Annotated in this window: 25 protein-coding genes; 21 read left to right on the top strand and 4 right to left on the bottom strand. The window is 41.5% G+C overall.

What is annotated here, in order from left to right:
- Window positions 1–5 precede the first annotated feature (5 nt).
- The 14 genes from rpsN (at window position 6) to rplQ (ending at window position 7,626) form a co-directional block, all read left to right on the top strand.
- The gene (rpsN, locus tag I6E83_RS12520) at window positions 6–311 is read left to right on the top strand and encodes a 30S ribosomal protein S14 (RefSeq protein ID WP_021813378.1); all 306 of its coding nucleotides are present in this window, start codon (window positions 6–8) and stop codon (window positions 309–311) included.
- A gap of 11 nt (window positions 312–322) precedes the next feature.
- Complete coding sequence (gene rpsH / locus I6E83_RS12515; protein ID WP_110923949.1) at window positions 323–721, top strand: 30S ribosomal protein S8; 399 nt, start codon at window positions 323–325, stop codon at window positions 719–721.
- Window positions 722–895: 174 nt separating this feature from the next.
- Window positions 896–1,429 (top strand): 50S ribosomal protein L6, encoded by a 534-nt coding sequence (rplF, locus tag I6E83_RS12510; protein ID WP_110923950.1) that lies wholly within the window; start codon window positions 896–898, stop codon window positions 1,427–1,429.
- An 11-nt stretch (window positions 1,430–1,440) separates the two neighbouring features.
- Window positions 1,441–1,791 carry a 50S ribosomal protein L18 gene (gene rplR, locus I6E83_RS12505; RefSeq protein WP_110923951.1) on the top strand — a complete coding sequence of 117 codons (351 nt, stop codon included), beginning with the start codon at window positions 1,441–1,443 and terminating at the stop codon, window positions 1,789–1,791.
- Window positions 1,792–1,793: 2 nt separating this feature from the next.
- A complete protein-coding gene (gene rpsE, locus I6E83_RS12500) occupies window positions 1,794–2,309 on the top strand; it encodes a 30S ribosomal protein S5 (RefSeq protein WP_010196711.1) in 516 nt (171 codons plus the stop codon).
- 20 nt (window positions 2,310–2,329) lie between these two features.
- On the top strand, window positions 2,330–2,509 hold the full coding sequence (gene rpmD / locus I6E83_RS12495) for a 50S ribosomal protein L30 (protein WP_010196714.1): 180 nt from the start codon (window positions 2,330–2,332) through the stop codon (window positions 2,507–2,509).
- Window positions 2,509–2,949 (top strand): 50S ribosomal protein L15, encoded by a 441-nt coding sequence (gene rplO / locus I6E83_RS12490; RefSeq protein ID WP_197102323.1) that lies wholly within the window; start codon window positions 2,509–2,511, stop codon window positions 2,947–2,949. The genes rpmD and rplO overlap by 1 nt, the downstream gene beginning before the upstream one ends.
- A 19-nt stretch (window positions 2,950–2,968) precedes the next feature.
- On the top strand, window positions 2,969–4,300 hold the full coding sequence (gene secY, locus I6E83_RS12485; RefSeq protein WP_181416317.1) for a preprotein translocase subunit SecY: 1,332 nt from the start codon (window positions 2,969–2,971) through the stop codon (window positions 4,298–4,300).
- 31 nt (window positions 4,301–4,331) lie between these two features.
- On the top strand, window positions 4,332–4,448 hold the full coding sequence (gene rpmJ / locus I6E83_RS12480) for a 50S ribosomal protein L36 (RefSeq protein ID WP_010196721.1): 117 nt from the start codon (window positions 4,332–4,334) through the stop codon (window positions 4,446–4,448).
- 253 nt (window positions 4,449–4,701) lie between these two features.
- Window positions 4,702–5,058, top strand: a complete 357-nt coding sequence (gene rpsM / locus I6E83_RS12475) for a 30S ribosomal protein S13 (RefSeq protein ID WP_010196723.1) — start codon at window positions 4,702–4,704, stop codon at window positions 5,056–5,058.
- Between the two features lie 20 nt (window positions 5,059–5,078).
- Window positions 5,079–5,468 (top strand): 30S ribosomal protein S11, encoded by a 390-nt coding sequence (gene rpsK, locus I6E83_RS12470; RefSeq protein WP_058368279.1) that lies wholly within the window; start codon window positions 5,079–5,081, stop codon window positions 5,466–5,468.
- 48 nt (window positions 5,469–5,516) lie between these two features.
- Window positions 5,517–6,158, top strand: coding sequence for a 30S ribosomal protein S4 (gene rpsD, locus I6E83_RS12465; RefSeq protein ID WP_110923954.1), 642 nt, complete (start codon window positions 5,517–5,519; stop codon window positions 6,156–6,158).
- An 81-nt stretch (window positions 6,159–6,239) separates the two neighbouring features.
- Window positions 6,240–7,247, top strand: a complete 1,008-nt coding sequence (locus tag I6E83_RS12460) for a DNA-directed RNA polymerase subunit alpha (RefSeq protein ID WP_011279808.1) — start codon at window positions 6,240–6,242, stop codon at window positions 7,245–7,247.
- Window positions 7,248–7,266: 19 nt separating this feature from the next.
- Window positions 7,267–7,626, top strand: coding sequence for a 50S ribosomal protein L17 (gene rplQ / locus I6E83_RS12455; RefSeq protein ID WP_010196736.1), 360 nt, complete (start codon window positions 7,267–7,269; stop codon window positions 7,624–7,626).
- A 92-nt stretch (window positions 7,627–7,718) separates the two neighbouring features.
- Here the strand turns inward: rplQ and I6E83_RS12450 are convergent, their stop codons facing one another.
- Together I6E83_RS12450 and I6E83_RS12445 are read right to left on the bottom strand one after the other, a co-directional pair.
- Window positions 7,719–8,339 (bottom strand): L-threonylcarbamoyladenylate synthase, encoded by a 621-nt coding sequence (locus tag I6E83_RS12450; protein ID WP_197102320.1) that lies wholly within the window; start codon window positions 8,337–8,339, stop codon window positions 7,719–7,721.
- A gap of 269 nt (window positions 8,340–8,608) precedes the next feature.
- Window positions 8,609–9,334: an elongation factor P hydroxylase gene (locus I6E83_RS12445; RefSeq protein WP_197102318.1), complete on the bottom strand. Its 726-nt coding sequence runs from the start codon at window positions 9,332–9,334 to the stop codon at window positions 8,609–8,611.
- A 185-nt stretch (window positions 9,335–9,519) separates the two neighbouring features.
- On the opposite strand from I6E83_RS12445, the gene I6E83_RS12440 reads away from it, so the two are divergent.
- From I6E83_RS12440 to lysM, 6 genes are all read left to right on the top strand, one after another.
- Window positions 9,520–10,113: a YceD family protein gene (locus tag I6E83_RS12440; protein WP_197102316.1), complete on the top strand. Its 594-nt coding sequence runs from the start codon at window positions 9,520–9,522 to the stop codon at window positions 10,111–10,113.
- A gap of 336 nt (window positions 10,114–10,449) precedes the next feature.
- Window positions 10,450–10,632: a 50S ribosomal protein L32 gene (gene rpmF, locus I6E83_RS12435; RefSeq protein WP_068408434.1), complete on the top strand. Its 183-nt coding sequence runs from the start codon at window positions 10,450–10,452 to the stop codon at window positions 10,630–10,632.
- Between the two features lie 415 nt (window positions 10,633–11,047).
- On the top strand, window positions 11,048–12,016 hold the full coding sequence (gene fabD, locus I6E83_RS12430; RefSeq protein ID WP_197102314.1) for an ACP S-malonyltransferase: 969 nt from the start codon (window positions 11,048–11,050) through the stop codon (window positions 12,014–12,016).
- Window positions 12,013–12,741 (top strand): 3-oxoacyl-ACP reductase FabG, encoded by a 729-nt coding sequence (gene fabG, locus I6E83_RS12425; RefSeq protein WP_110923959.1) that lies wholly within the window; start codon window positions 12,013–12,015, stop codon window positions 12,739–12,741. The genes fabD and fabG overlap by 4 nt, the downstream gene beginning before the upstream one ends.
- A 269-nt stretch (window positions 12,742–13,010) precedes the next feature.
- Window positions 13,011–13,247 carry an acyl carrier protein gene (acpP, locus tag I6E83_RS12420; protein WP_010196746.1) on the top strand — a complete coding sequence of 79 codons (237 nt, stop codon included), beginning with the start codon at window positions 13,011–13,013 and terminating at the stop codon, window positions 13,245–13,247.
- Window positions 13,248–13,537: 290 nt separating this feature from the next.
- A complete protein-coding gene (gene lysM / locus I6E83_RS12415) occupies window positions 13,538–14,047 on the top strand; it encodes a peptidoglycan-binding protein LysM (RefSeq protein WP_110923960.1) in 510 nt (169 codons plus the stop codon).
- Between the two features lie 87 nt (window positions 14,048–14,134).
- On the opposite strand, the gene queG is transcribed toward lysM, so the two are convergent.
- Complete coding sequence (gene queG, locus I6E83_RS12410) at window positions 14,135–15,373, bottom strand: tRNA epoxyqueuosine(34) reductase QueG (RefSeq protein ID WP_197102312.1); 1,239 nt, start codon at window positions 15,371–15,373, stop codon at window positions 14,135–14,137.
- A gap of 207 nt (window positions 15,374–15,580) precedes the next feature.
- Between queG and I6E83_RS12405 the strand changes: the two genes are divergently transcribed.
- Entirely contained in the window at window positions 15,581–17,386 is a 1,806-nt protein-coding gene (locus tag I6E83_RS12405) for an NAD(P)H-hydrate dehydratase (protein WP_197102310.1), read from the top strand.
- 14 nt (window positions 17,387–17,400) lie between these two features.
- Here the strand turns inward: I6E83_RS12405 and I6E83_RS12400 are convergent, their stop codons facing one another.
- Complete coding sequence (locus I6E83_RS12400; RefSeq protein WP_110923963.1) at window positions 17,401–17,901, bottom strand: DUF4124 domain-containing protein; 501 nt, start codon at window positions 17,899–17,901, stop codon at window positions 17,401–17,403.
- Between the last annotated feature and the right edge of the window lie 823 nt (window positions 17,902–18,724).

The raw sequence follows: 18,724 nt of genomic DNA, 5'->3' as shown, positions 1-18,724 counted from the left end.
ACGTTATGGCAAAGAAGAGCATGATTAACCGCGAATTGAAGCGCGAAAAAATGGTTGCTAAGTACGCTGATAAGCGTATCAAGCTAAAAGAAACTATCAGTGATATGACTGCAAGTGACGAAACTCGTATGGAAGCGATGTTAGAGCTACAAGCTCTTCCACGTAACTCATCACCAGTACGTCTGCGCAATCGTTGTGCTATCACCGGTCGTCCTCACGGTTACTTCCGCAAGTTTGGCTTATCACGCAATATGCTGCGTGAGCGTGTCATGCAAGGCGATGTGCCTGGTGTTCGTAAAGCAAGCTGGTAAGGGGTAACTATATGAGTATGCAAGATACCGTTGGGGATATGCTAACCCGTATTCGTAACGCACAAATGGCTAACAAAGTATCGGTAGCAATGCCGAGCTCTAAATTACGTAAATCAATTGCTGATTTGCTAGTTAGCGAAGGTTATGTGGCTAGTGCTGTTGTTACTGAAGAAGCAAACAACAAAGCAAGCCTTACTATTGAACTAAAATACTTCGAAGGCCGTGCTGTCATCGAAACTATTCAACGTTTTAGCCGTCCTGGTTTACGCCAGTTCCGTGGCAAAGACGCTATCCCTACTGTTAAGCAAGGTATGGGTGTTGCTATCGTATCAACTAGCCAAGGTATCATGAGTGATCGTGCTGCACGCGCTGCTGGTATCGGTGGTGAAATCGTCGCATTTGTAGCGTAAGTTACACGACGATAAAGTCTATTTGACGCTGTTGGGCTTCTATCAATGTGGTAATGATGAATTATTTAACATTGTTAGGTGTCTAACGCGGTCAACTATGCTAAACTAACACGCTTTTTAGCCTGTTAGTTTTTTCGCTAATATAAAGAAGTTAATTTTTTAAGGAATATTCCTATGTCTCGTGTGGCTAAAGCCCCAGTGACGCTGCCAAATGGCGTAAGCGTTACTTTGAACGATCGGCAGGTCGAAGTTAAAGGCAAGAACGGCAATTTGTCTTTACGCCTGCATGCATTGGTCGAGCTGAAACAGGAAGATGATGTTATCATTTTCTCACCTACAGTCGATTCAAAAGAAGCTATGATGCACACTGGCACCATGCGCGCTCTGCTTAACAACTATGTTACAGGCGTGAATGAAGGCTTTGTAAAACGTCTTCAATTAATTGGTGTTGGTTACCGCGCACAAGTTACTGGCAACAAAGTAACTTTGAACGTTGGTTACTCTCATCCAGTAGAGTATACGTTACCTGAAGGTGTGTCAGCTGAAACCCCAACGCAAACTGAAATTGTTTTGAAATCAAACAATAAGCAGCAGCTTGGTCAAGCAGCGGCTAATATCCGTGGTTTCCGCCCACCTGAGCCTTATAAAGGCAAAGGTATTCGTTATAGTGACGAGCATGTGATTCGCAAAGAAGCCAAGAAAAAATAAGGTGAGTTGAAATGTTTGATAAAAAAGCAGCTCGTCTGCGTCGAGCTAAGAAAACCCGCGCGCATATCCGTTTTTTAGGCGTTAATCGCTTAACGGTTAACCGCACGCCAAAACATATGTATGCCCAGATTATCTCTCCGAACGGTGGTGAAGTGATTGCTCAGGCATCTACCTTAGACGTCAGCTTGCGCTCAGGCGCTACTGGTAATGCTGATGCAGCAACGTCTGTAGGCCAATTGATCGCAGAACGCGCAAAAGCAGCTGGTATCACTAAAGTTGCCTTTGACCGTAGTGGTTTCAAATATCATGGTCGAGTTAAAGCTTTAGCAGAAGCAGCTCGCGAGAACGGATTGGAGTTTTAATCATGGCTAGAAATGATAAAAATGATAAAAATGAACAGACTGACGGTCTAGTAGAACGCTTAGTTACCGTTGATCGTGTTGCAAAAGTTGTTAAAGGTGGTCGTATTTTCTCTTTCACTGCACTAACTGTAGTGGGTGATGGCAACGGTCGTGTTGGTTTTGGTCGCGGTAAAGCACGTGAAGTGCCAGCTGCTATCCAAAAAGCACTAGAAGCTGCCAAACGTAATATGATTACTGTTGAGCTAAATGATGCAACTTTGTATCATCCGATCAAAGCACGTCATGGTGCTAGTAAAGTCTATATGCAGCCTGCATCTGAAGGTACTGGCGTAATCGCTGGTGGCGCAATGCGTGCTGTATTAGAAGTTGCTGGTGTCAAAGATGTTTTGACTAAATGTTATGGTTCTACCAATACTGCTAACGTTGTTCGCGCAACGTTTAACGGTTTACGTGATATGTCAACTCCAGAGAAGATGGCAGCTAAACGTGGTAAATCTGTAGACGAAATCTTGGGTTAACTTAGACTAGGTGAGTTACGATGAAAAAAATGAAAGTCACTCAATTTAAATCGGGTGCCCATCGCCTAAAGAGCCACAAAGCGAGCTTGAAAGGATTGGGTTTACGCCGTATTAACCATACTGTTGAAGTAGAAGATACTCCTTCAACTCGTGGTATGGTAAATCGCGTTAACTACATGGTAAAAGTGGAGGAAGCGTAATGGGTCTTAGATTAAATGAATTATCACCAGGTGTTGGTGCAAAGAAAACTGCACAACGTCGTGGTCGTGGTATCGGTTCAGGTCTTGGTAAGACTGGTGGTCGTGGTGTAAAAGGTCAGAAATCTCGTTCAGGTTCTAGCGTACGCTCAGGATTTGAAGGTGGTCAAATGCCTTTATATCGTCGTCTACCTAAATTTGGTTTTACCAGTAAAATGGCAATGAAGACAGCTGAAGTACGTCTGTCTGAACTAAACCAAGTTGAAGGCGATGTTGTTAGCATTGAAACACTTAAAGCTGCTAACCTTATCCGTCATGATATGAAGCGTGCCCGTGTTATGTTATCAGGCGAAGTCACTAAAGCTTATACTTTTAAAGGTATCAAAGTGACTAAAGGCGCTAAGCTAGCAATCGAAGCTGCTGGTGGTAGCATCGAGGAGTAATAACGTGTCAAAACAATCAATGTCATCGACTGGTATACCGCTCAATCCATTTGCATTTATACGCAAGTATGACGAATTATGGACGCGTTTATTATTCTTAATCGGCGCATTGATTGTTTATCGTTTAGGGTCACATATTCCAGTACCGGGTATCAATCCGGTTAACTTGGCTGATCTGTTTTCGCGCAACGAAAACACCATCCTGAGCATGTTTAATATGTTCTCAGGTGGTGCACTAGAGCGTATGTCTATTATGGCACTTGGTATTATGCCATATATCTCAGCATCGATTATTGTCCAGATGATGTCTGCGGTATTGCCATCGCTTGAAGCCCTCAAAAAAGAAGGTGAAGCGGGACGACGCAAGCTAAACAAGTATACCCGTCAGGGAACGCTTGCTTTAGCCCTAGTACAGTCATTAGGGATGTGTGCTGGCTTAATCAGTCAAAACCTTACCTTATCTTCTGGTCTTACTTTTTATATTCCAGCTGTTACTTCTTTAGTAGCAGGCGCTATGTTCCTAATGTGGCTTGGTGAGCAGATTACAGAGCGTGGTGTAGGTAACGGTATCTCAATGCTCATTTTTGCAAGCATTGTGGCTGGTACGCCAGGTATGATTTCGCAATCTATCGAACAGGTCAATCAAGGTCAGATGAACTTGATTGTACTATTTATTTTTGTGTTACTAGGTATCGCGGTTACTGCTGGCATTGTTTATATTGAACGTGCTCAACGCCGTGTTCCCGTAAACTACGCACAAAAGCAGCAACAGGGTCGTAAAATTTATGCTCAGCAGCAGTCTCATCTGCCGTTGAAGCTAAACATGGCAGGGGTTATTCCCGCTATCTTTGCGAGTTCTTTATTGTTGTTTCCGGCAAGTTTAGGGCAGTGGGTTGGTCAATCAACTGATCCTACCTTTACACAAAAAATATTGCAGAATATGGCGTTAGTATTGTCTCCAGGGCAGCCGCTATATTTAGTATTGTTTGGTGCAATGATTATTTTCTTCTGCTATTTTTATACGGCGCTAGTATTTAGCCCACGTGAAGTAGCTGAAAACCTTAAACGTAGTGGTGCGTATATCCCAGGTATTCGCCCAGGACAACAAACTCAGCGTTACCTCGATCATGTATTAAACCGATTGACCTTTATTGGCGCGATGTATATGACGGTTATTTGTTTAATGCCAATGGTCGTCCAGTCATCGTTTGGTGTGCCGTTTCAACTCGGTGGTACGTCTTTACTGATTATGGTGGTTGTGGTAATGGACTTCATCTCGCAGATTCAAGCGCATTTGATGACCCATCAATATCATGATCAGACGTTAATTCAATCGCCCACTCAATCTTAAATGAGCGGTACGATATTTCAAGGAGCATGCTATGAAAGTTCAAGCATCAGTTAAAAAGATTTGTGGTAGCTGTAAAGTTGTGCGCCGTAAAGGCCGTGTACATATTATTTGTACAGCAGAACCTCGCCACAAGCAACGTCAGGGTTAATACTTAGTATCACAAAGCCTTAGGTTTTTGTTACTATTTAAATTAATACTTGAAAAATAACGGCGGATGCGATATCATCCGCCACTTGCCGTAGTTTATGCAAAAACTTTTATAATACTATCGAAGAATAAGTCTGTTATCAGACCAAAGCAGAGATTGAGATTACAAAGGCTTTAGTATTGACAGCAACAAATCTGAAAAGTAATGCCTTATCGTTAGATAACGCTTATTTTTCTTTAATGGAGAGAAATCAATGGCTCGTATTGCCGGCGTAAACATTCCGGATAATAAGCATGCTGTTATTTCACTAACTTACATCTTTGGTGTAGGTCGTACCACTGCTCAGAAAATCTTAGAAGCAGTTGGCATTGCCCCTACTACTAAAGTCAGTCAGTTAGATGATACACAGTTAGATGCTATCCGTGCACAAATTGCAAATTACATGACTGAAGGTGACCTTCGTCGTGAAGTTTCAATGAATATCAAGCGTTTAGTTGATCTTGGTTGTTACCGTGGCATCCGCCATCGTCGTAACCTACCAGTTAGAGGTCAGAACACCAAGAACAACGCTCGTACTCGTAAGGGTCCGACACGCCCTCTCAAAAGATAATTAACTTAGGAAGCTAAAAGATGGCAAAAGACACTCGCAGTCGCAAAAAGGTGACTCGCCGTTCAGTATCGGAGGGCGTAGCCCATATCCATGCGTCTTTTAATAACACCATTGTTACGATTACCGATCGTCAGGGTAATGCATTGGCTTGGGCCACTTCAGGTGGACAAGGCTTCCGTGGTTCACGTAAATCTACACCATTTGCAGCTCAGGTTGCAGCTGAAGTCGCTGGTAAAGCGGCCCAAGAATATGGTGTTAAGAATATCGACGTTTTGGTCAAAGGACCAGGACCGGGTCGTGAGTCTGCGGTAAGAGCACTAGGTGCATTGGGTTATAAAGTCAACAGCATCTCTGATGTAACCCCAATCCCACACAATGGTTGCCGTGCGCCGAAAAAGCGCCGCGTCTAATATTAAAGACGAAGCTTTTTATATTGAAAGCTTATAGGAGACATAACAATGGCCCGCTATATTGGACCAAAACTCAAATTATCACGTCGTGAAGGTACGGATTTAGGCCTTAAGTCTGGCGTTAAACCATACGACGTAAAAACGAAAAAAGCTGGTCGTCCACCAGGTCAACATGGCGTAAGCCGTAACAAGACCTCTGAATATGCTCTACAACTGCGTGAAAAGCAGAAAGTTAAGCGTATTTATGGTGTACTAGAGCGTCAATTCGCTAATTACTATAAAGAATCTGCTCGTAAGCGCGGTGCTACAGGCGAAAACCTACTAGCCATGCTTGAGAGCCGTCTAGATAACGTTGTATATCGCATGGGCTTTGGCTCAACTCGCGCAGAAGCACGTCAGCTAGTCAGTCATCGTACTGTTATGGTAAAAAAAGCTGGCCGTGATGAGTTTGTTCGTGTGAACATTCCATCAATTCAGCTTCAAGATGGTGATGTCATCGCTATCCAAGAGAAGTCTCGCGAACAACTACGTATTAAAAACGCTATTGAACTAGCGACACAACGTGGTATTCCAGAATGGCTAGATGTTGATCACAGCAAACTACAAGGCACGTTTAAACATGCGCCTGATCGTATTGATCTACCTGCTGAAATCAACGAAAGCTTGATCGTTGAGCTATACTCTAAGTAAATGACGTACTGCTCGATGTCATGAAAATGGCATTGAGCAATTAACGTTAATTAAACCAGTTTAATAAATCGAGGTGACATCATGATGCTAAATGCAACTGAGTTTCTAACGCCGAATGCCATTAACGTGGATACGGTTAACGAAACGATTGCGAAAGTCACGCTCGAACCGTTAGAACGCGGCTTTGGGCATACCCTAGGTAATGCCTTACGTCGTATCTTGTTATCTTCATTACCTGGTGCTGCAGTCATTGAAGCCGAGATTGATGGTGTTGACCATGAATACTCTACGCTTGAAGGGCTACAAGAAGATGTACTTGACTTGCTTTTGAACTTAAAAGGCTTGGCAATTACGCTTCATGACCAAAATGAAGTATTTTTGACCTTGGATAAACAAGGTCCAGGCACTATTACTGCTGCAGATATCACGTTACCGCACAATGTTGACATCATCAATCCAGAATTGGTATTGGGTACATTGAGTGATCGTGGTCATCTTAAGATGCGTTTGCGCGTAGTAATGGGTCGTGGATATGAGCCAGCAAACCAGCGCCGTGAAGATGGTGATACTAAAGCAATTGGACGCTTAAAGCTTGATGCAAGTTTTAGTCCTGTGCTTCGTGTTGCTTATCAGGTTGAGAACGCTCGTGTAGAGCAGCGTACTGATCTTGATCGTCTTATCATTGAGCTTGAAACTAATGGCACTATAGATCCAGAGGAAGCAATTCGTAAAGCAGCCACTATTTTACAACAACAGATTTCTATCTTTGTTGACCTAGAAGCTGAAGAAGCGCCTGAGCCTGTGAAAGAGAAAGAAGAGGTTGATCCGGTGCTATTACGCCCTGTGGACGATCTTGAACTAACGGTTCGCTCAGCCAACTGCTTGAAAGCTGAAAACATTTACTATATCGGTGATTTGGTACAACGTTCAGAGACTGAACTTCTAAAAACCCCAAATCTTGGTAAGAAATCATTAACTGAAATCAAAGACGTTTTAGCGTCTAAAGATTTAGAGCTCGGTATGCGCCTAGATAACTGGCCACCAGCTGATTTACGTGTTGATGATCGCTTTTCTTATCGTAGCCGTTAAACTTTAAGGATTTTTGACTATGCGCCATCGTAAGAGTGGAGTCAAGCTGGGTCGTACCGGCAGTCATCGTAAGGCAATGTTTCAGAACATGACTAACTCATTATTTGAGCATGAACTGATCAAAACAACTTTACCAAAAGCAAAAGAGTTACGTCGCGTTGCCGAGCCATTAATCACTATGGCTAAAGAAGACAGCGTTGCTAACCGTCGTTTAGCATTCAGCCGTATGCGTAGCAAAGCTATGGTAGGCAAATTATTTGGCACGTTAGGTCCTCGTTACCAGACTCGTCCAGGTGGTTATTTGCGTATCGTAAAATGCGGTCATCGTGATGGTGACAATGCGCCAATGGCATATGTAGAATTAGTTGATCGTGACTAGTTTTATACTGAATATATGATTCATAAAAAAGCTCCAATTAATTGGAGCTTTTTTTTATGTCTTGAATTTGGTTAATCACATTATTCATTTTATTAGAGCAGTAGTGAATCAACATCAGCAGCACCTTGCCTGACAATCTCAGGTTGGCTGCTAGTCATATCTACAATGGTGGTTAGCTTGGTTGTTTTTATACCTGCATTGATTAGACCATCAATTTGATTGCCTAAGATATCCTCAATCTCGAATGGATCGTCAAGTATGTCATCACGGTTAGGTAAGATTAGTGAGCTGGTCAATATTGGTTCATCCATAGCTTCTAAAAGTGCTTGAGCAATAGCGTTACTCGGTACTCGGATACCGATTGTTTTTTTCTTGGCATGAGACAGTTTCTTTGGTACATCTTTTGTTGCGTTTAGGATGAATGTAATAGGTGCTGGGGTATGTGCTTTTAGCTGTTTAAACTGCACATTATCTACTGTAGCGTAATTAGCAATCTCACTTAGGTCACGGCATAATAAGGTAAATTGGTGTTTATCATCAAGCTCGCGAATTTGTTTAAGTTTTTCTAACGCATCTTTGGCACCCAGACGACAACCAAAGGCATAGCTGGTATCGGTAGGGTAGATGATCAGTTGGTCTTTACGTAGCAGGTCAGCCACTTGCTCAATCAATCGAGGCTGTGGATTGTCTGGGTGAATATAGAATACTTGCATAGTGCTTCCTTATCTTATAATTATGAGGTTTTTCTTCATTTAAATAAGTGTTTCGGTGGCTGAGTTAAGTCTGTTTAATATAGGGCGTGATTCATAAAGTATATTTTAAACGTTAATAAAGTTTATTGGTTTAAAATATCGATTTGATTATTAGTATAGCGCATAGCACATGTAACTTTAGTGGCAAGGCGTTATTGTTCGTATAAGATCCTTAACCATTTGCGTTATAAAAATCATATCATTGAAAGCTATATTGCCATTGGTTTAGTCTAATTGGGTGTGGAAACCTCAAGTAAAGTAAGTAATAATTTTTTAGCATCACGTGGTAGTGTCTGAGGCTCAGTAATATACTGTTCTGCTTGTCGATAAACGTCATGTTCGAAGGTGCTATCACTCGTATCAAACGCTGCAAATAAATTGTCCTGCGATACTTGGAAAGGTTGCCCGCAAGCTAAAGTAAATAGACATTCCAATGCTTGCGGCTTAATTTCGACGCGCTCAAAAGACTGCTGCTGAGCTGCTGATCGTCCATCTGGTGCATACCAGTAGCCAAAGTCAGGCAACCTTCTACGAGCTTCTCCGGCCACACACCAATGGCTGACTTCATGCAATGCACTGGCAAAAAAACCATGAGCAAATTCAATTCTTGCGGGTTCATTGTTTTGGGCAGGAAAGTATTCGGGTTCACCTTCACTATGAACCAATATGACCTTTTGATCAGCAAATAAAGCATTGAATAATTGAATGAGCCAGTCGGTAGCTACTCGCTCATTATTATCAGCTAATTGTTGGTCGTTATCGTCAGTTTCGGTAGTAGCTAGGCCTTGCCATTCATTTCTCAGGCGCTCTAACGCTCTATCCTTCTCAAGATTTGATGAATCGGTAGAAGTAGAGTTCATATCACCGACCAACTCGGTAAGACATTTCAGTAGTATTTTTGCTTTGGATGATGAGAGTAAGTTAGCAAAGTCAATTTTATTGTTAAACGAATTCATAAGTGAAATACTGGTCATATAAGTGGTGAAAATGAAAACTATCACCTTAGTATAAAGGCGAAGAACAGGTCATGTTAAATCGTGCCAATATCAAAAATATTAACATACTAGCGCTAGCGTCATTCAATGCTTTCCGTTAGTATGGCAGGCAATATTATACACCGTTTTGATGAATGAGGCCGCGCATGTCAAGCACTCCAGAAAGTAAACCGTCAGCAATGCATACTGATAACAAAAAAGTGCCGTTACCTACCAGCATGCCCGATTCTATTTCTTTAGATAAGTGGGCAGATACTGGTTATGAATGGTCAGGAGAAGTAGAGCCAAGTGCGTTCAAACGTCTGGCGCTTATTTTAGCTACTGAACACGAGCAAGAAAAAATACAGCTCAGTGCTAGCTTGTATCGCCGTAATAATGTCTTACATTTGACATTTACATTAACTGGTCAGGTTTGGCTAACTTGTCAGCGCTGTCTGCAGCCAGTGTCTATCGATTTGTCTGATGATTTTAATATTGCTTTGCTTGAAAAAGAGAGCCAAGTACGCTTAGTGAATGAAGAGCAAGATTATTTATTACTTGATGAAATCATTACAGAGCAATCACCAGAGAAGCTATTGCCATTCAAGAAATTGGTTGAAGACGAGATACTACTCAAGACGCCAATGTCACCAAAGCATGATGACTGTGAGATGACGGTAGAGCAATTTGGTGAGATTCCAGAAGAAGAAGAAACAGAAAATCCTTTTGCCGCTTTAGCCTCGCTAAAAGGCAAGTTGTAGTTTCATTAAAAGCAATTCACATATAAATGTACTACTTAATGAATTTGTGATACCTTTCATCAGCTTTCTACAGAAGAGTGAGATGCAGGGCTTTATTAATCCATTAAACATGCGTATAATGTCCGGTTTATTGCATTCTAGCAACAAGTTGCTTGCTGATAGAAGCTGACTATGCAAATTTACTATAGATTTTAGACATAGTTAGCATTTTATGTGAGTGGCAATCTATTTAACTAATGATGCGTAAGACTTAGGTTGTTGTGATTATATGGCCTCTGTCAGTATCGATTAAAGCTGAATTTCAAGCTTATCCCTTTTAAGTATAGGAGCTATATCATGGCTGTTCAAAAAAGTCGTAAAAGCCGTTCTCGTCGTGACATGCGCCGTTCACACCATCGTATGGAAGTGGCTGAGCTGAGCATTGATGCTACTACTGGTGAAAAACATCGTCGTCATCACATGACTAAAGATGGTTTTTACCGTGGTCGTCAGTTGTTCAAGGTAAGTCAAGACGCCTAAGTTGTTTGTTAGCTAATGCAAAAGTAGTCATAGTACTGGTGACTATTATTGCTTTTGCATAGCTGTATCAAGCAATGAGTTTTGAGCTAAAGAAAGCCAAGTTATTTCGCTATCATATATTATGTGGCTAGATAACTTGGCTTTTTGCTATGGTTTTTTAAAAAAAATATTTTATTTTTAGCCTTTAGTAAATATGAAAGTGAACTGATACAATCTATTATTACAATTTTAGTGATATTCTCTGCTACACCAGTTTAGGTGGCACTCACTATGATAATAGAGCCTGTCAGTGTATAGTTCACTAACAGCTAATTTTTCGAAAAATAACGAACGCAACGGCTCTGTGTCGTACCTAATAATATAACAACTCCCATTATTTTTAGGGATGTTTCCAATTGAATAAGGAATATTGGTTATGGCCTCTGTACCCGATATGGCAAAAAAGCAGCCTTCGCGGATCGCGGTAATTTTCCCTGGTCAAGGATCACAAGTCGTTGGTATGACGAGTGAGCTTGCTGAAACCTATCCAGAGATTCGTGATACTTTCGCTGAAGCAAGTGATGCACTTGGTGAAGACTTATGGGCAATCTGTCAGGATGAAGAAAAGCTCAATCAAACCCACTATACTCAGCCAGCATTATTGACGGCTAGCATAGCTATCTGGCGAATCTTGAAACAGAAAGTAGTCACAGAGCCTTGTTATTTAGCAGGGCACTCTCTAGGTGAGTATAGCGCGCTCTGTGCAGCTGATGTGATATCGCTTGCTGATGCAGTAAGACTGGTTCATAAACGTGGTCAGTTAATGCAAGAGGCTGTTGTAGGAATTGATACAGCGATGGCAGCAGTATTAGGTCTTGAAGACAATCGGGTCGAAAATTTATGTGAGCAAGCGACTGAACATGTTGATGGCGCGATTGTTGGTGCAGCCAACTTTAATAGCCCAGGCCAAGTCGTTATATCAGGTAATGCCGATGGCGTTAATGCTGTTATTGATAAAGTAAAAAATACCGGTAAGAAATCTGTTCCGCTAAAGGTTAGTGTTCCATCGCATTGCGCACTAATGGAGCCAGCGAGTAGTGCTTTGGCTGAAATTTTGGCAGACATCAAATTTGAGCAAGCCACGATTCCTGTTATTCAAAATCGTCATGCACGTGTCGAAACCAGTGCGTTGGGTATCAAGCAAGCATTGACTGAACAGCTAAGCCAACCTGTATTATGGTCAAAAACCATGCAAGAGCTGGCTGACAAGCAAATTAATATTTTAATCGAGTGTGGCAGTGGTAATGTATTGAGTAATTTGGCGAAGCGTCAAGCCCAGCCAATTGCCAGCTATCCTACTGACAAACCTGCCCGCCTTGAGAAATTAATGGAGTTATTATCATGAGCCGTACGATTACATTAGTAACAGGCGCGAGCCGTGGCATTGGCAAAGCTGTTGCCAAACGTTTTGCTAAAGAAGGTCATTTTGTCATTGGTACAGCGACGACTGAAAAAGGCGCTGAGCTTATCGATGACTATCTTCATGACAGTGGTGGTATTGGTCGAGTCTTAGATGTACGTGATACGGCGCAAATTGATAAATTGTTTGAAGAGATCGAAAGCGTCTATGGTGCGGTACAGGTACTGGTCAATAATGCTGGTATCACGCAAGACGGCTTGCTAATGCGCATGAAAGATGATGACTGGGGCAATGTCATAGACACTAACTTAACGTCAGTATATCGCATGAGCAAACGTGCTGTACGCGGCATGATGAAAGCCCGCCGTGGCCGCATCATTAATATTACCTCTGTAGTCGCGCAGATGGGTAATGCAGGTCAATCTAATTATGCTGCAACCAAAGCAGGTGTAGAAGGGTTTAGCCGTACCCTAGCACGTGAAATTGGTTCACGCCAAGTGACTATCAACTGTGTCGCTCCGGGTTTGATTGAAACAGATATGACGGATGAGCTTGATGAGCGTCTGCTAAACTCGATGTTAGATGCTGTCCCTATTAGCCGTTTAGGTCAGCCAGAAGACATTGCAGCAGCAGTGCATTTCTTGGCCAGCGATGAGGCCAGCTATATCACAGGCGCCGTTATTCCTGTCAATGGCGGCATGTATATGTAAGTGACGCACAAGTGTTACATAGTGATAATAAAAAACTGTGTGAACGAGTGTAAACTATAATAAAGGGTGCTATAATGACGGACACTTTTAGGCCAAAGCACTGTATGATAGCAGAGCTTTACCAGACATTAGTCAAAACGTATAATCCGTTATAAAGCATTCAGATAGCGATACTAATCTGAAAGTCTCACTTATATACAATGCTATAGAATCTAATAATAGAACTATAGTAGTTTGTCAAAATAATAGATCAAAAAGGAGAAATCTACATGAGTAATGATACCGAGCTAAGAGTTAAAGCTGCAGTAGCTGAGCAATTGGGTATGAACGTTGAAGAAATCAGCAACGATGCTTCATTTATGGAAGACTTAGGCGCAGATTCATTGGATCTAGTTGAATTGGTTATGTCATTCGAAAGCGATTTTGGCATCACTATTCCTGATGAAGATTCAGCCGAGCTAACGACTGTTCAAAAAGCAATTGATTACGTACAAGCACAGCTATAATTCTATATTAGCTTAGCAAGTTTTGTATTGCCGCTTATCTTAATCGATAAGCGGTTTTTTTATGTCTTGTAAAATGAGCTTTCCATATGAGTGAATCGTATTTATTAACATAAGCTACGTCAATTCAACATTATTCAACATACTATTACTAGCCAGTTCAACTACCTTTGTCTATACTCATCTTGGTAAGCAGTAATAAAGTATGACGAAATTCAGGTGTTTACCTCACTATCTGATTTTATGCGTCATCGAAAATAATGATTAATAATAATATTTTAAGGAGCAATTATATGGGTATGTTCAGTTTTGCAAAAGACATCGGTGATAAGATATTCAATCGTGATGAAGCCGAGCATGATGCTAAATCAGAAACCAAAGCAGATGCTAATACGCCAGTACAGAGTAGTGAGCCTTCAGCACAGTCAGTCGCTAATATCTTGCTTCGTCGTGTTCAGCAGCAAAATCTAAATATCAGCGATCTAAAGATTAAATACAATGGCTCAACAGATACTGCTGAGATCAGTGGTAAAGCCAAAACACAAGCAGACCGCGAAAAAGCAATCATCGCAATTGGTAACGTACAGAACGTTGCAAAAGTCATCGATAATATTGATATCGAAGAAGATGCTCCTGAGTCAACCATGTATACGGTTAAGTCTGGCGATAACTTATCTAAGATTGCCAAAGATGTTTATGGTTCAGCAAGTGACTACATGAAGATTTTTGAAGCGAATAAGCCAATGCTTTCTGATCCTGATAAGATTTATCCAGGCCAAGTATTACGTATTCCTAAGCCATAATATTAGTAATAAATAGCACAAAAATATGCGCTAACAAAAATGCCTCTTATAAATAAGAGGCATTTTTTCGTTCAGACAAATACAAGCCTAAGACTCAATAGCCTTTAATTTATCTTGCTGCTCAGTTATTGCCCAAAGGATATGCTCATCTAATATCTCATTGTGTACACCCAGTTTTGACTGTAATTGAGCAACAGTATCTGTACTGGCATTGGCATTTCCAAGTCCAATTGCGATATTGCGTAAAAAGCTAACATACCCTGTACGTCTAAGTGGACTACCTTCAGTCTTTTTCATAAAGTCAGCTTCTTGCCACTGCCATAGTTCAAGTAGGCTACTACTATCAAGGTTGTGCCGTGGTGCGAAGTCTTCTACAGGTGTGATATTGGCATAGCGATTCCAAGGACAGATAAGCTGACAGTCATCACAACCAAAGACGCGATTACCAATCGCTCGGCGGTACTTGGTATCAATGGTACCTTTATGCTCGATAGTAAGGTAGGAGATACAGGCTGAAGCGTTGAGCTCATAGGGTGCAACAATCGCTTGGGTAGGGCAAATATCAATACAGGCGCTACAGCTACCACAATGCTCTTTGATAGGTTGGTCATCTGGCAACTCAAGGCTAATAAATAGCTCGCCCAACACAAAAAATGAGCCTGCTTGTTTATTAATAAGTAGTGTGTGCTTACCTGTCCATCCAAGGCCAGCAGCATCAGCGATAGGGCGTTCAAAGATAGGTGCAGAGTCGCTAAATGGCCTAAAGATAAAATCTCGCTCTGACCCAATATTGAGATGTTGCCATTCAGGAAGCATTGTTTCTATTTTTAATGCCAATTGCTTTAAACGGCTACGCATTGTCTTGTGATAATCACGTCCTCTGGCATAACGCGCAATGATACCTTGGTTGGGAAGATCATTGTCAGTGACAGCACGGGGTTTCGGTGCTTGAGTCAGGTAATCCATACGAACGCTGATGATAGTCCTTGCACCATCGACCAATTGCTCAGGGTTCGCCCGTAGCTCATGATTGCTGTGCATAAACTGTAGCTGTCCCTCGTAACCTTTCTCTAGCCATTGCTGCAGTTGTACAATTTGTTTAGCAAACAAAGGATGGTGCACGGATAGAAAGCCGCAGTCAGCAAACCCTAGCGCCTGTGCTTGAGTTTTAATCCATTGTTTAACGTCTGCTGTGGTGGTGAATGTTGAAGTATTATTAATCTCAATCTTGTTTGCGAGTGCATTATCAATCGCAGCGGCTCTTTGTTGGCCAGCTACTTGTTTGGTAGAAGATATTGTTAGGCTTGGTGTGGATGAGTTATTCATGTGTAATAGTAAGCGTTGATGTGAGTACCGTTATGATAAGCGAGTGAGCCAATAGCGCAAGCATAAAAGAAAATAAACTCGCATTCATATTGATACACAAGTCAAAGTTGGCTTTTGCTAAGCTAGGATATGTCTTCATATCAATGAGGAATCATCAGGCTTCAGAATAATATAAAACAATCTAATAAAAACAGTTGAGGGCAAGTCATGCAAATACACGGTCATTCATTCATAGATAAAAAACATCCTATATCGCTATATAGCAGTAAACAGCTCTATGCAATGGAACAAGCATGGTTTAGTGAAGGTCATGATAGTTTTGGATTAATGCAACAAGCGGCTTGGCAAATGGCGAAGCATATCGAGCAGCTTTATGAGAAAAAGTATTTAAACCCTCAGTCATCAGCGTCGGTTGATTTCTCTCATCGTCATAAGCATAACCACCAGTATCGAGTAAGTATATGGGTAGGCAAAGGTAATAATGGCGGTGATGGTTGGCTGATTGCCTACTATCTCAAGCAAGCTGGATGGCAGGTACAGATAGTCACAGTGGGTTTTGAGGATAGTGACTTTAACTATAGTGACTCTGATCAGGTTAATTCTGATAAAAGTGATACAACAGCAATTTCTAATAGCAAAAGCTCAATAACGGATGCCCAAAAGGCTTTACAGGTAGCACGATCTGCTAATTGCAAGTATGAGCGCTTTGAAGATAGCCAAAATGATTTGAGAGCAACAGCGCTACAGGCTGACGTCTATATCGATGCGCTATTTGGTATAGGGCTAGAGCGTGCACCTGATGGTATTTATAAGCAGGCAATTGGAGCTTTTAATGAATTAACGGAGCAAAATAATGGGCTAGCCATTGCGGTTGATATTCCAAGTGGTGTGGTGGCTTCGACTGGTGAAGTGTTCGACCGTATAGCAATACAAGCGGCTGCAACTTTATGTTTGATTGCGCGGAAATTTGGATTGCATACCAAAGACGGGGGAGATTATAGCGGGCAAGTGACTGATATACCGCTAATACCTTACCAAGTGGGTAATATAGAGTTTGAGCCAGTAGCCAAATTGATTACTACTGCACATGCTCTCAGTCCACGACGCCAAAATAGCTATAAAGGCAGCTATGGCCATGTACTGGTCATCGGTGGTAATCGTATCGATGGCTCACAAGGTATGGGCGGAGCAGCGATATTGTCTGCTTCAAGTTCGATGGCGGCAGGAGCGGGAAAAATCACCGTTGCCTGCCATGAGGCTTTTCATGGCGCACTATTAACGTCACTACCAGATGCCATGACTATCAATTTGCATGATACTCAAGGTGTGCAGCACTTAATCAAGGCAGCCAGTGTGGTAGCTATTGGTATGGGGTTGGGCCGTGACGATAAAGCACAGGCATTATTCGTAAATTATATACAAGCTGCTATGACAGCGAAAAAGCCAATAGTTATAGATGCTGACGGGCTTTATCACTTGGCATCGTTACAGTTGAAAAGTGATAAAATCATCACCCAATTGCGAGAGTATAGTACTGATAATGAGGTTTTTTTAACACCGCACAGTGGTGAAGCTGCTAAGTTGCTGAATAAAAAAATACATGAGATAGAGTCAGATAGATTATCAGCCATCAAACTATGTGCGAAGACGTATGGTGGCAATTGGGTGCTCAAAGGTGCAGGGTCTTTGGTTTTAGAGAGTGGCTTAGATCAACAGCAGATCTATGTTTGTGGTGTTGGTAATGCTGGCATGGCAACCGCTGGTATGGGCGATGTGTTGTCTGGTGTCATTGCTGGGTTGTTAGCACAACAGGATTTGGAGCCGGAGATGCGCAGTTTGCATCAAGCGGTTATCATACATGGGTTAGCAGGGGATATATTGGTTAGTCAGACGAATCAATATAATAGTGGCAAGAGTGATCGCGGTCATCTCTTGATAGGACAACGAGGGCTACAAGCTCAAGATATGCCAGTAGCCATTCGTCATGTTATGCAGTTGCTGGTTGATTCCTAAAACTAGCGTTGAGACTAGGTAGTAGGATTGCCACAATACTGGTCAATCGCTTGCTGTACGCGCTCACGCTTAAGCTCAATCTCGCGGCCATCTAGATACTGACGTTTGCCACTGGCATCCATTTCATAGATACGGCCGCCAACATTTAGATTGGTCAAGTTGCTGCGTAATGATTGGCAACGCTGTGCATTGGCTTGTGCCTCTTGCTCTTTAATACGTGTCTCAAGTGCTGCCACTCTTTGTTCTTCTGCACTAGGGGCATTACTCTGATTGGCATCTGTTTTGCCAGCTAAATTTCCTGCGTTGTTCTGTCTACCGTCACTACGGAACTCAATCAGTTCGATATTTTTGCCATTCTGTGGAGAATGTTGGCTATATTTTACTTCGCCGTGTGCACCAACAGACTTATAAACCTGAATAGCATGACTGGCATTCATGGACAGCATTAGCATACACGCCGTACTCATACTCACAAGCAGTTTGGCAGCAGTATTTATCTTAGATGCATATGCCATTGTAGCAATCCTCTTAATTGGTAAAAAACAGATGTTTATATATGTGTCAATATAACATTTTAGTGTTTGAATGGTACTAAAAATGTACCAGCGTTTGATTTTAGCAAATAATTCTTATGAATGTATATTATTTAATAACTAATAGTTAGGGATGGGCTTTAGAAGTTTTTCTTGACAATGGCTCGTAAACCGTCGAATATAATAGCAGTTGATTGGTCAGTGAGCGGCTTTTATGATATTGCCGTGGCACTTGAAAACGAGAACTACGAGTTACTTATCAGTGGCTCATACCGTTCTTTTTTCTTTGTGATAATGATATAGCAACGGTAGTAGTCATTATGAATGACAGCTATTAATAACTATATACATTGTCTCCGGACTTATCTGTCTACAATGACTAAGATAAACTTGTTATTTGAAATGCGCTAAGTATCGTTTTAGCGATTGTATTAAACACGGCTCAAGATTTAGGGAAGAGATATCTTCAATCAGCCTATTGTAATATCTAATGATATTGCGATGTGTTACTGGCTATCAAAGTTATTTTTCCACCTATTCTAATGCCTACGTATATATCAATCGAGTATAGATACTGGTTCGTGTTAATCATCAATAATAAGCCTCTTTTATAGATGCACTCGCATCTTGTCACTGTACATCGATAAACTCCTATCACAGAGCTGACCCTACATATATTGCTGTGTTTAAGTATTATGTTGTCTTATAAAACAGCATGACTGAAATATAGCGGGCACACATTCTTGATATGGATAAATATTAGCATTCATTTTTACGAGCTGAATAACTATGTGCAAACGTCGTT

Origin of the sequence: Psychrobacter sp. SZ93C1 (genome assembly GCF_015864635.1) — a bacterium.
Taxonomy (GTDB): Bacteria; Pseudomonadota; Gammaproteobacteria; order Pseudomonadales; family Moraxellaceae; genus Psychrobacter; species Psychrobacter fozii.
Note: the sequence above shows the minus strand (reverse complement) of the source record. Positions and strands in the feature narration are given on the sequence as shown.

What these genes read in the sequence shown, in the direction of transcription:
- rpsN (WP_021813378.1), top strand. Translation starts at nt 6, where the DNA reads ATGGCAAAGAAGAGCATGATTAACCGCGAATTGAAGCGCGAAAAAATG.
- rpsH (WP_110923949.1), top strand. Translation starts at nt 323, where the DNA reads ATGAGTATGCAAGATACCGTTGGGGATATGCTAACCCGTATTCGTAAC.
- rplF (WP_110923950.1), top strand. Translation starts at nt 896, where the DNA reads ATGTCTCGTGTGGCTAAAGCCCCAGTGACGCTGCCAAATGGCGTAAGC.
- rplR (WP_110923951.1), top strand. Translation starts at nt 1,441, where the DNA reads ATGTTTGATAAAAAAGCAGCTCGTCTGCGTCGAGCTAAGAAAACCCGC.
- rpsE (WP_010196711.1), top strand. Translation starts at nt 1,794, where the DNA reads ATGGCTAGAAATGATAAAAATGATAAAAATGAACAGACTGACGGTCTA.
- rpmD (WP_010196714.1), top strand. Translation starts at nt 2,330, where the DNA reads ATGAAAAAAATGAAAGTCACTCAATTTAAATCGGGTGCCCATCGCCTA.
- rplO (WP_197102323.1), top strand. Translation starts at nt 2,509, where the DNA reads ATGGGTCTTAGATTAAATGAATTATCACCAGGTGTTGGTGCAAAGAAA.
- secY (WP_181416317.1), top strand. Translation starts at nt 2,969, where the DNA reads ATGTCATCGACTGGTATACCGCTCAATCCATTTGCATTTATACGCAAG.
- rpmJ (WP_010196721.1), top strand. Translation starts at nt 4,332, where the DNA reads ATGAAAGTTCAAGCATCAGTTAAAAAGATTTGTGGTAGCTGTAAAGTT.
- rpsM (WP_010196723.1), top strand. Translation starts at nt 4,702, where the DNA reads ATGGCTCGTATTGCCGGCGTAAACATTCCGGATAATAAGCATGCTGTT.
- rpsK (WP_058368279.1), top strand. Translation starts at nt 5,079, where the DNA reads ATGGCAAAAGACACTCGCAGTCGCAAAAAGGTGACTCGCCGTTCAGTA.
- rpsD (WP_110923954.1), top strand. Translation starts at nt 5,517, where the DNA reads ATGGCCCGCTATATTGGACCAAAACTCAAATTATCACGTCGTGAAGGT.
- I6E83_RS12460 (WP_011279808.1), top strand. Translation starts at nt 6,240, where the DNA reads ATGATGCTAAATGCAACTGAGTTTCTAACGCCGAATGCCATTAACGTG.
- rplQ (WP_010196736.1), top strand. Translation starts at nt 7,267, where the DNA reads ATGCGCCATCGTAAGAGTGGAGTCAAGCTGGGTCGTACCGGCAGTCAT.
- I6E83_RS12450 (WP_197102320.1), bottom strand. Translation starts at nt 8,339, where the DNA reads ATGCAAGTATTCTATATTCACCCAGACAATCCACAGCCTCGATTGATT.
- I6E83_RS12445 (WP_197102318.1), bottom strand. Translation starts at nt 9,334, where the DNA reads ATGAATTCGTTTAACAATAAAATTGACTTTGCTAACTTACTCTCATCA.
- I6E83_RS12440 (WP_197102316.1), top strand. Translation starts at nt 9,520, where the DNA reads ATGTCAAGCACTCCAGAAAGTAAACCGTCAGCAATGCATACTGATAAC.
- rpmF (WP_068408434.1), top strand. Translation starts at nt 10,450, where the DNA reads ATGGCTGTTCAAAAAAGTCGTAAAAGCCGTTCTCGTCGTGACATGCGC.
- fabD (WP_197102314.1), top strand. Translation starts at nt 11,048, where the DNA reads ATGGCCTCTGTACCCGATATGGCAAAAAAGCAGCCTTCGCGGATCGCG.
- fabG (WP_110923959.1), top strand. Translation starts at nt 12,013, where the DNA reads ATGAGCCGTACGATTACATTAGTAACAGGCGCGAGCCGTGGCATTGGC.
- acpP (WP_010196746.1), top strand. Translation starts at nt 13,011, where the DNA reads ATGAGTAATGATACCGAGCTAAGAGTTAAAGCTGCAGTAGCTGAGCAA.
- lysM (WP_110923960.1), top strand. Translation starts at nt 13,538, where the DNA reads ATGGGTATGTTCAGTTTTGCAAAAGACATCGGTGATAAGATATTCAAT.
- queG (WP_197102312.1), bottom strand. Translation starts at nt 15,373, where the DNA reads ATGAATAACTCATCCACACCAAGCCTAACAATATCTTCTACCAAACAA.
- I6E83_RS12405 (WP_197102310.1), top strand. Translation starts at nt 15,581, where the DNA reads ATGCAAATACACGGTCATTCATTCATAGATAAAAAACATCCTATATCG.
- I6E83_RS12400 (WP_110923963.1), bottom strand. Translation starts at nt 17,901, where the DNA reads ATGGCATATGCATCTAAGATAAATACTGCTGCCAAACTGCTTGTGAGT.